The sequence below is a fragment of the Aeromonas sp. HMWF014 genome (assembly GCF_963878295.1).
Taxonomy (GTDB): Bacteria; Pseudomonadota; Gammaproteobacteria; order Enterobacterales; family Aeromonadaceae; genus Aeromonas; species Aeromonas popoffii.
The window spans coordinates 1-8938 of sequence record NZ_CAWNYS010000016.1 but is presented as its reverse complement, the minus strand read 5'-3'; the positions used below and the strand labels follow the sequence as shown (position 1 = coordinate 8938).

Sequence of the window (8938 nt, the reverse complement as noted above, 5' to 3'; positions counted from 1 at the left end):
CCTATCAGGTGGCCAAAGACAGCGGGGACTTCATGCTGGCTCGCTCCTTCCTGTTCGGGGATTACGTGGAGCCCTCATCCATGCTCAACAGCTTCCGTTGCCAGGATCCCCAGAACGAGAGTGGCTACTGCAATCCGGCCTTTGACGGCCTGTTGCAGCAGGCCTCGGATACCCTGGATGGTAACGTCAGGGTCGGGCTCTACCAACAGGCCGAACAGTTGCTGATGGATGAGATGCCCGCCATTCCCATCTATCACTACAACCAGATGCGGTTGGTGGATCCCACCCTGCGTGGCTTGCCCGTTCAGAATCTCAAGGGGGCGATTGCCACCAAGGATCTCTATTTCAGTCAGCCGTGAGGAACGAGCGATGAAGATTGCCATTATGTCGGACCTGCACGGCAGCCTGAGTGCCCTGGAGCAGGTGCTTGACCAGCTTTCCACCTGGCAGCCTGATCACTATCTGTTGCTCGGCGACGTGCTCAACCACGGCCCACGCAATCCGGTACCGCCGGGTTATGCCCCCGCGGCTGTGGCCGAGCGGCTTAATCAGCTGGCGCCGCACATCATGGCGGTGCGTGGTAATTGCGACTCGGAAGTGGATCAGATGCTGCTGGATTTCCCCATGATGGCCCCCTACAACCAGTTACTGGTGGATGGCCGGCGCTGGTTTGTCAGCCATGGTCATCTCTATCGCCCGGAGGCGGTGCCGCTGCCGGCAGGCAGCCTGTTTATCAGCGGTCATACCCATATGCCCGTGTTGCAGCGAGAAGGGGAGCTGGTGCTGATGAATCCGGGATCCATCTGTTTTCCACGTGCAGAGCTGGCGGCAACTTATGGCCGCTATGAAGACGGTGTATTGGGCATCCATGCCTGTGCGGATAGCGAGGCCTTGCTGCGTCTGAATTTGTAAGGTGTGTGGCGAGGGGGCAGATCAGGGGCTGCTGTAAGGGGAAACTGAAAGTGAGAAGAGAGAAGTCAGGCCTTTATGCCGAATGAGCGAGTACCTGAGCGGGTATTGCCCTTGGCGTCATAGGTCAGTGAGTTGCGATCACGCAACTTGCTCAGGAAGCTTGCCAGGCGTCGGTTGGAGACGATGCTGAGTTCGAGCAGGCGGCCATTGAGATCATTTTGTTCCTGGCAGGCATCGAGTTTTTCACGCAGGAGATGCATCTTCTCGGGAAAGGCGTTCAGCTGTTGTTGCAGATCGGGCAGTTGGGCCAGGGTCTGATCCAGCACTTCAATATCGGCAAGCAGTTTCTGCTTGCGCTCTGCCAGCTCAGGCAGTGCCAGTGCCTGGTGCTGTTTGAGCAGGTTGAATTCCTCCCCCAGCAAACCTTGCATCTGGGAGAGGTATTCGTCTTGGGTATGCAGCAGCGAAGGTAAATCCATCATCCCAGCAGCTTGTCCAGATTGGATTCAAAGCTGAACATCTTCTTGGCCACAGCTTCACTGTTGACCTGATATTCACCATTGGCCACGGCTTTTTTCAAGCTCTCGACCCGGCTTTCATTGCCGGTAGTAGAGGCTGAGTTGAGGTTTTTCTGCATCTGTTGCAATTGCTGCGCCTCATTGGTCAAGGAGACGGAGTCGGTCCTGACGGTCGCCGCACGGTTGTCGGGGGATGAGGTCGCTGGTTTGGTATTGGCACCCAGGCTGCTACCGGTGTTTTGCAACCGATTGTTCGCTAGGTTATTGATATTGTTGATAGCCATGTTATTTACCTTCGTCTGCTTTGCTGTTCGCTTACCTGTTTATCGGTGACGGTCGTCAGAACTTTAGAAAAAAGTGGCCTAAAACATTCAGAAAGTGACCACCACGGCACCGACCGCGCTGACTTTTCCCTGCACCGTTTTTCCTGAACGAATATTGACGAGTTTGATCATGTCTCCGAAGCTACCATCTTGCAAGGCTCGGGCCATGGTTTTGATTTGCATGCTGCTATTTTCTGCACTGAGTGTGACTTGATCGCCTTTGCACACCACGCAGACTTGGGTGAGCCGTATGGGCTGACCCGGTTTGAGCTCCCGCTTGCTACGTACGCCTATCAGGGGGGTCGGATCGCTGAGATAGTCACCACGGATCAGCGTCTGATCCTGATAGGCCAGTGTCAGCATGCTTTCGCTGAGGATGTCGCCCTTGGCCACCGGCGCTGAGACGGTCACATAGGGCTTTTGTATGCTGACCCGAACCGGCAGATAGAGATCCCAAGGTTTATCCTCCTCGCATTTGAGGTAGACAGTGGTGTTGCGACGCACCTCCATCCTTGCGGGAAAACTGATGGTAAGATGCTCTTCGCAGCGGCTTAGAGGCAGGCGGTCATCGATGGAGGCAGCTAGCACCTGCGCCTGGGCGTCGAGCGGAATATCGAGCTGGCCTAGCACAAACTCTTGTGCCATTTCTTGCAGATAGCTGGTCACCTCGGAAGCCGTGGTGTGAGATATGCCGCAAAACAGCAGTAAGATGAGGAAAAGTCTACTAATCATTTTCGCTCGCAGGCCGATAAGTTGTTCACGTATATCACCACATTTAACTATGCTTGCTTCAGAATTCGTTTGTAGTGACATTGATAGTCTGACGTAAGCCAACACGCATGCATGATTAGTGCCAAGCGTTTTTAGGGAGTGTTTATGGCCAGTATTCTGGACTCGGTCAACCAACGTACCCAGCTGGTGGGACAAAACAGGTTGGAGTTGTTGTTGTTTCGTCTCAATGGACGTCAAAGATTTGGCATCAACGTATTCAAAGTGCGTGAAGTGTTGCAATGTCCCTCATTGACCGTCATGCCCAAGTTGAACTCCTGCATTCGCGGGGTTGCCCATATCCGTGGCCAGACCATTTCGGTGATCGATCTCAGCATGGCGGTGGGCAAGCGTCCTATCGAGGATCTGAGTAAGTGCTTTATCATCATTTCCGAGTACAACCGTTCCGTGCAGGGCTTTTTGGTGCACTCGGTCGAGCGCATCATCAACATGAACTGGGAATCCATTCTGCCCCCCCCCAAAGGGGCTGGTCGCATCAACTACATGACGGCGGTCACCGAGGTAGATGGCGAGCTGGTGGAGATCCTGGACGTTGAACGTATCCTCAACGAGATCTCTCCGGTGTCGACCGAGGTGAGTGCCGAGCTGGTGGATGCCAGTATCGAGCACAGTACCCATGGTCGTCCTGTGCTGGTGGCAGATGACTCTTCTGTTGCTCGCAAGCAGGTCCAGCGGGCCCTCGAGGCTATCGGTGTACAGTGTGTGCTGGCCAAGGATGGGCGTGAGGCGCTCAACATGTTACTGGAGATGGCCAAGAATGGCCCCATCAAGGATCAAATTGCCCTGGTGATCTCGGACATCGAGATGCCGGAAATGGACGGTTATACTTTTACCGCCGAGATCCGCAACAATCCCAATCTCAAGGACTTACATGTTATTCTGCACACATCCCTCAGTGGGGTGTTCAATCAGGCCATGGTGCAGAAAGTCGGTGCGAACAATTTCATTGCCAAATTCCAGCCGGATGAATTGGCCAAAGCCGTACAAGGCGCACTCTAATCAAGAAGAACAAACTGCATGAAGACACTTTCGGACGACTTATACAAACAATTCAGCAACTTTCTGGCAGTACAGAGCGGGATCGTGCTGGGTGACAACAAACAGTATCTGGTCAAGAGTCGGCTTTCGCCCTTGATGACTCAGTTTGGTATTGAGAGTTTGTCTGATCTGGTTACGCGAGCGATGAGTGTGCGTGAGCGCGACCTGAAAATGGCAGTGGTTGATGCCATGACCACCAACGAAACCCTGTGGTTTCGGGATACTTATCCATTTCAGTTGCTGACGGACAAGATTTTTCCTGAGCTTGGCAAGAGCGGCCGTCCGATCAAGATCTGGTCGGCCGCGTCCTCATCAGGTCAGGAGCCCTATTCCATCGCCATGACGGCATTGGAGCAGCAGGTCAAGAAGCCGGGTACCTTGCCCGGTGGCGTGCAGATCGTGGGCACAGATATTTCCAGCACTATGCTTAACCAGTGCAAGGAAGGGGTGTACGACAGCCTGGCGCTGGCCCGAGGCCTGTCGCCGGAGCGCAAGAAGCTGTTCTTCGAACCTTATGGTGACAACAAGATGCGAGTGGTGGAGCGTGTCAGAAAATTGACCACCTTCCGGCCACTGAACCTGCTGGAGAGCTACAGCCTGCTCGGCAAGTTCGACATCATCTTCTGCCGTAACGTACTCATCTATTTTGCGCCGGAAGTGAAGTCCAAGATCCTCAACCAGTTCGCCGGCAGTCTCAATCCCGGTGGTTATCTGATGCTGGGGGCTTCCGAGTCACTGGCCGGTCTGACCGACAAGTTCGAAATGGTCCGCTGCAATCCCGGTATCATCTACAAAGTCAAATAATCCCCGCATAAATCCTCTTTGGCACGCCTCTTGCTAATAATTTATCAAGCAGGAGGTGTGCTATGGCAATTTCATTCGACAAGGCATTTGGTATTCATCAATACGCGCTGAGCGTTCGCTCCAAGCGTGCAGAGGTGTTGTCCAGCAACATTGCCAACGCTGATACCCCGGGTTTCAAGGCCAGGGATATAAACTTCTCACAGGCTCTGGAAGGGGCCCAGCATCGGCAGGGATTCGGCCTGGCGACGACCAGTGAGAAGCACTTCGCCTTGCAGTCGGATGCCCCAGGCCTCACGCAGTACCGCAATCCCCTGCAGCCCGACACCGGTGATGGCAACACGGTAGATGTGCAGCAGGAGCGCAGCGAGTTTTTGCGTAACAGCCTTGAGTACCAGACCTCCCTTGAGTTTATGAATAGCAAGATCAGTGGCCTGCTGAAGGCGCTGAAAGGAGAACAGTAATGAGTTTGTTCAAGGTCTTTGACATTGCAGGCTCGGCCATGAGTGCACAGTCTGTTCGACTCAACACGGTGGCCAGCAACATGGCCAACGCCGACAGCGTCAGCTCCAGTGTGGAAAATACTTACCATGCCAGGCGGCCAATTTTTGCCGCTCAGCTGGATCGGGCCATGTCAGACAAGCAGGCATCCGTCGGGGTCGAGGTGAAGGGGATTGTCGAGAGCGAGGCGCCCTTGCTCAAGGAGTACAACCCGGGCCACCCCATGGCTGACAAGGATGGCTTTATATTCAAGCCCAACGTCAACATGGTGGAAGAGATGGCAGACATGATCAACGCCTCACGCAGTTATCAGACCAATGTGCAGGTTGCCGACTCTGCCAAGAAGATGCTGCAGCAGACGCTTCAGCTTGGCAAGTCCTGATAGGGGTACGCACAGATGGTAGATACAACCAATAATGTGAACGGTATCAGCCGTACCACATCCCAGACCACTGGCACGCCGACGACGCCCAAGAAAGAGCTGGATCAGGCGTCGTTTCTGAAGCTGCTGACCATGCAGCTCTCTTATCAGGATCCGTTCAAGCCGGTGGACAACGCCCAGATGCTGTCCCAGATGACATCGATGTCGACCTCGGAAGGGATATCGAGTCTGTCGACCCAGATGGGCAATCTGAATACCTTGATGACCTCCAGCCAGGCGCTGCAGGCCTCTGCTCTGGTGGGGCAGAATGTACTGATCCCCTCCAATACCGGCTATCTGGAAAAAGATGGCGAGATTTCCGGGGTGGTCGCTGTCGGCGACAAGACAATGTCGAACGTGAAAATCACAGTTGAAGATGAAAAAGGGCAGGTTATCAAGTCCTTCTCCCTTGAGGGAGAACATAAGGGTAACGTGTCCTTCAACTGGGATGGGACCGACCAGGACGGTAAGCCCGTCAAAGAAGGCAAGTACCAGATTAAAGCAACCGGCACTGTGGCCGGCATATCAGAGAGCATTTCGGCCTTGACCTATGGGCGAGTAGAAAGCGTCACCCTGGGTAATGGCACCTCTCCCACCCTGGTTAAATTGAAAGGACTTGGGGCCATTTCTCTGGGGGATATCCTGGAGATTGCCGGTACCAATTCCAACCAGACCACACCACCAACGACCAAGCCTACAGCATCGATCTAAGGAGCTGGATATGTCATTTAACAATGCCTTGAGCGGTGTCAACGCGGCACAAAAAGATCTGAACGTTACCGCCAACAACGTTGCAAACGTCAATACCATGGGCTTTAAAGAGTCCCGTGCCGAGTTTGCGGATGTGTACGCCAACTCGATTTTTGTCAATGCCAAAACACAGGTCGGCAACGGTGTGGCAACGGGGGCGGTGGCGCAGCAGTTCCATCAGGGGGCGTTGCAATTTACCAACAACGCCCTGGACCTGGCCATCCAGGGCAATGGTTTTTTCGTCACCTCTGACGGCCTGACCAATCTTGACCGTACCTATACTCGGGCAGGGGCCTTCAAGCTCAATGAAAACAGCTATATGGTCAACAATCAGGGTCACTATCTGCAAGGCTATGAAATTAACGCGGATGGTACGCCCAAGGCGGTCAGCATCAACGCCACCAAGCCAATTCAAATACCTGATCGGGCGGGGCAGCCTAAAATGACCTCGCTGGTGGAAGCCAGTTTTAACTTGAGCATTGAAAATAAAACCAAGCCAACAGATCCCACCAAATTTGATCCCAAGGACTCAGAAACCTTTGCAAACTCAACATCCGTGACGATCTATGATTCGCTCGGCGCTCCTCATGTGATCACCAAATATTTTGTCCGCCATCAGGAGCCGGGTCAAGACGGGGTGCCAGTAACCCCGGGCACCTGGAGCATGTTCGCATATGAGGGTGACAAGCCTATCAACATTACGGGTGGGATAAGCCCCGCCGCTGGCATTCCCACTGGCATTGAGATGGTGTTTACCAGCGGTGGCAAATTGGATACAACCACCCCGGTTGCGCCGATCAAAACCGAAGCGTTAGGTACCCCGGGGGCCGGGATTATTACCAACGGTGCGGATCCCGCTCAATCAATGGAGATTCGTCTCGGTACTGTTACCCAATTCAACTCTCCTTTCGATGTCACTAGACTGACCCAGGATGGCGCCACTGTTGGTCATCTGACCAAGGTGGAGATTACGCCGGACGGCGTTGTTTCTGCCACCTACAGCAATGCGACGACGTTAAAAGTCGCCATGGTTGCGTTGGCAAAGTTTGCCAACTCGCAAGGACTGACTCAGGTCGGCGATACCTCCTGGCGCCAGTCTCTGCTTTCCGGTGATGCGCTGCCCGGCACGCCTAATTCGGGTACCTTGGGCAGTATCAAGTCTTCAGCGGTGGAGCAATCCAACGTGGACTTGACCACCCAGCTGGTGAATCTCATCACGGCCCAGCGTAACTTCCAGGCCAACTCCCGCTCGCTGGAAGTGAACAGTTCATTGCAGCAGACCATACTGCAGATCCGTTAAGTGACTTCATGATGACAAGGGCGCCTCGGCGCCCTTTTTTCGAGCGCTTCCCTCCAGTTTTATCTCCCTCCTTGCATTCGTGAACCGGTGTTGGCACTCAAATTGCAGTTATCTCTCCAGAGTCATCAGTTTGACGGAGGATCCCATGGATCACCTGCTTTACATCGCCATGTCCGGGGCCAAGGAGAACATGCACAGCCTGGCTGTGCGTGGCAACAACCTGGCCAATGCCAACACTATCGGCTTCAAGTCTGACTTCGAGCAGGCACGCAGCATGCAGGCGTTTGGCGAAGGGCTGCCATCCCGGGTTTTCGCCATGACGGAGCGGCCGGGTCAGAACTTGCAGCATGGCATGCTGATGACCACGGGTCGGGATCTTGACGTGGCCGTTGACGGTCAGGGCTGGATCGCGGTGCAGGATCCCAATGGGGGCGAAGCCTATACCCGTATGGGCAACTTGCAGCTGAGTGCGACCGGCAACCTGCAGACCTCTACCGGTCTCAATGTCGTGGACGATGATGGCCAACCTATCGTGCTGCAGTTACCGATGGAAAAGATCGAGATCAATCGGGATGGCACCATTAGCGGTCGTCCCGAAGGTGCCGCGGCCAACTTGCCCGAAGATTTCCAGCGTATCAAGTTGGTAAAGCCTGCCGCCGATGCGGTGGAGAAGGGGCAGGATGGTTTATTTCGTCGCAAGGATGGCCAGAATGAAGCCGCCTCGGCCAATGTCGGCCTCATCGCCGGCTCGCTCGAGGGCAGCAACGTCAACGTGGTCGATGAGATGACCAACCTTATCCGGTTGCAACGTCAGTTCGAAACCCAGGTCAAAATAATGAAGACCGCGGAAGAGAACGACGAAGCTCAAACCCAGCTGCTGCGTATCAGCTAATCAAGGAGTTTTAAATGAACCCTGCACTCTGGATCAGCAAGACCGGCTTGGATGCACAGCAGACCAACATTGCGGTCACCTCGAACAACCTGGCGAACGCCAGCACCGTGGGCTTCAAAAAGTCACGGGCCATCTTCGAGGATCTGCTTTACCAAAATATCAACCAACCGGGTGGCCGTTCGTCGGCGGATACCGAGCTCCCTTCCGGCTTGATGCTGGGTGCCGGTGCCAAGGTTGTTGCCACCCAGAAAAACCACAGCCAGGGCAACGTACAGACCACGGACAACTCGCTGGATCTGATGATCAGCGGCCGCGGCTACTTCGAAATCCAGTTGCCCGATGGCAGCGCCGCCTATACCCGCAACGGTCAGTTCACCCTCAATGATGAAGGAACTATCGTCACCCCGGGCAATGGCTACCCGCTGCAACCCGAAATCCAGATCCCCGAGAACAGCGAGAGTGTGACAGTGGGAGAGGATGGTCAGGTATCCGTCAAGCTCAAGGGGGATGGCGCATCCCAGGTGGTGGGCCAGATCAACACCTCTGACTTCGTCAACGCCGCCGGCCTGCAACCCATGGGTGAAAACATGTTTGTCGAGACCCAGTCCAGTGGTGCTCCCATTCAAGGAACTGCCGGAGCGGACGGGCTCGGCGTCATCAAGCAGGGCATGCTGGAAACGTCCAACGTCAACG

At 54.6% G+C, this 8938-nt stretch carries 12 protein-coding genes and 1 pseudogene; 10 read left to right on the top strand and 3 right to left on the bottom strand.

What is annotated here, in order from left to right; genetic code table 11:
• Both AAC083_RS22715 and yfcE read left to right on the top strand, forming a co-directional pair.
• Positions 1–359 (top strand): annotated as a pseudogene (locus AAC083_RS22715) (peptide ABC transporter substrate-binding protein); the annotation flags it as partial.
• Between the two features lie 10 nt (positions 360–369).
• Complete coding sequence (gene yfcE / locus AAC083_RS00540) at positions 370–912, top strand: phosphodiesterase (protein WP_108537815.1); 543 nt, start codon at positions 370–372, stop codon at positions 910–912.
• Positions 913–977: 65 nt separating this feature from the next.
• Here the strand turns inward: yfcE and AAC083_RS00535 are convergent, their stop codons facing one another.
• The 3 genes from AAC083_RS00535 to flgA form a co-directional block, all read right to left on the bottom strand.
• Positions 978–1394, bottom strand: a complete 417-nt coding sequence (locus AAC083_RS00535) for a flagella synthesis protein FlgN (protein ID WP_042036429.1) — start codon at positions 1392–1394, stop codon at positions 978–980.
• Positions 1391–1714, bottom strand: coding sequence for a flagellar biosynthesis anti-sigma factor FlgM (gene flgM, locus AAC083_RS00530; RefSeq protein WP_042036430.1), 324 nt, complete (start codon positions 1712–1714; stop codon positions 1391–1393). The genes AAC083_RS00535 and flgM overlap by 4 nt, the downstream gene beginning before the upstream one ends.
• 87 nt (positions 1715–1801) lie before the next feature.
• The gene (gene flgA, locus AAC083_RS00525; RefSeq protein WP_042036626.1) at positions 1802–2407 is read right to left on the bottom strand and encodes a flagellar basal body P-ring formation chaperone FlgA; all 606 of its coding nucleotides are present in this window, start codon (positions 2405–2407) and stop codon (positions 1802–1804) included.
• A gap of 222 nt (positions 2408–2629) precedes the next feature.
• Here flgA and AAC083_RS00520 point away from each other — a divergent pair, with 222 nt between their 5' ends.
• The 8 genes from AAC083_RS00520 to flgG all read left to right on the top strand — a co-directional run.
• The gene (locus AAC083_RS00520; RefSeq protein WP_108537814.1) at positions 2630–3541 is read left to right on the top strand and encodes a chemotaxis protein CheV; all 912 of its coding nucleotides are present in this window, start codon (positions 2630–2632) and stop codon (positions 3539–3541) included.
• Positions 3542–3559: 18 nt separating this feature from the next.
• Complete coding sequence (locus AAC083_RS00515) at positions 3560–4384, top strand: CheR family methyltransferase (RefSeq protein WP_042036433.1); 825 nt, start codon at positions 3560–3562, stop codon at positions 4382–4384.
• Positions 4385–4446: 62 nt separating this feature from the next.
• A complete protein-coding gene (gene flgB / locus AAC083_RS00510) occupies positions 4447–4845 on the top strand; it encodes a flagellar basal body rod protein FlgB (protein ID WP_108537813.1) in 399 nt (132 codons plus the stop codon).
• Complete coding sequence (flgC, locus tag AAC083_RS00505) at positions 4845–5264, top strand: flagellar basal body rod protein FlgC (protein ID WP_108537812.1); 420 nt, start codon at positions 4845–4847, stop codon at positions 5262–5264. The genes flgB and flgC overlap by 1 nt, the downstream gene beginning before the upstream one ends.
• A 15-nt stretch (positions 5265–5279) precedes the next feature.
• Positions 5280–6014 (top strand): flagellar hook assembly protein FlgD, encoded by a 735-nt coding sequence (locus tag AAC083_RS00500; protein WP_108537811.1) that lies wholly within the window; start codon positions 5280–5282, stop codon positions 6012–6014.
• Positions 6015–6024: 10 nt separating this feature from the next.
• Positions 6025–7353: a flagellar hook protein FlgE gene (gene flgE / locus AAC083_RS00495; protein ID WP_108537810.1), complete on the top strand. Its 1329-nt coding sequence runs from the start codon at positions 6025–6027 to the stop codon at positions 7351–7353.
• A gap of 145 nt (positions 7354–7498) precedes the next feature.
• The gene (gene flgF / locus AAC083_RS00490; RefSeq protein ID WP_108537809.1) at positions 7499–8245 is read left to right on the top strand and encodes a flagellar basal-body rod protein FlgF; all 747 of its coding nucleotides are present in this window, start codon (positions 7499–7501) and stop codon (positions 8243–8245) included.
• Positions 8246–8259: 14 nt separating this feature from the next.
• A partial coding sequence (gene flgG / locus AAC083_RS00485) for a flagellar basal-body rod protein FlgG (RefSeq protein ID WP_108537808.1) occupies positions 8260–8938 on the top strand: 679 nt, incomplete at its 3' end.

Bases quoted from the DNA above. Each gene is read 5' to 3' on its own strand.
- AAC083_RS00520 (WP_108537814.1), top strand. From the start codon at position 2,630: ATGGCCAGTATTCTGGACTCGGTCAACCAACGTACCCAGCTGGTGGGA.
- flgC (WP_108537812.1), top strand. From the start codon at position 4,845: ATGAGTTTGTTCAAGGTCTTTGACATTGCAGGCTCGGCCATGAGTGCA.
- flgM (WP_042036430.1), bottom strand. From the start codon at position 1,714: ATGGCTATCAACAATATCAATAACCTAGCGAACAATCGGTTGCAAAAC.
- AAC083_RS00515 (WP_042036433.1), top strand. From the start codon at position 3,560: ATGAAGACACTTTCGGACGACTTATACAAACAATTCAGCAACTTTCTG.
- AAC083_RS00500 (WP_108537811.1), top strand. From the start codon at position 5,280: ATGGTAGATACAACCAATAATGTGAACGGTATCAGCCGTACCACATCC.
- flgE (WP_108537810.1), top strand. From the start codon at position 6,025: ATGTCATTTAACAATGCCTTGAGCGGTGTCAACGCGGCACAAAAAGAT.
- AAC083_RS00535 (WP_042036429.1), bottom strand. From the start codon at position 1,394: ATGATGGATTTACCTTCGCTGCTGCATACCCAAGACGAATACCTCTCC.
- yfcE (WP_108537815.1), top strand. From the start codon at position 370: ATGAAGATTGCCATTATGTCGGACCTGCACGGCAGCCTGAGTGCCCTG.
- flgB (WP_108537813.1), top strand. From the start codon at position 4,447: ATGGCAATTTCATTCGACAAGGCATTTGGTATTCATCAATACGCGCTG.
- flgF (WP_108537809.1), top strand. From the start codon at position 7,499: ATGGATCACCTGCTTTACATCGCCATGTCCGGGGCCAAGGAGAACATG.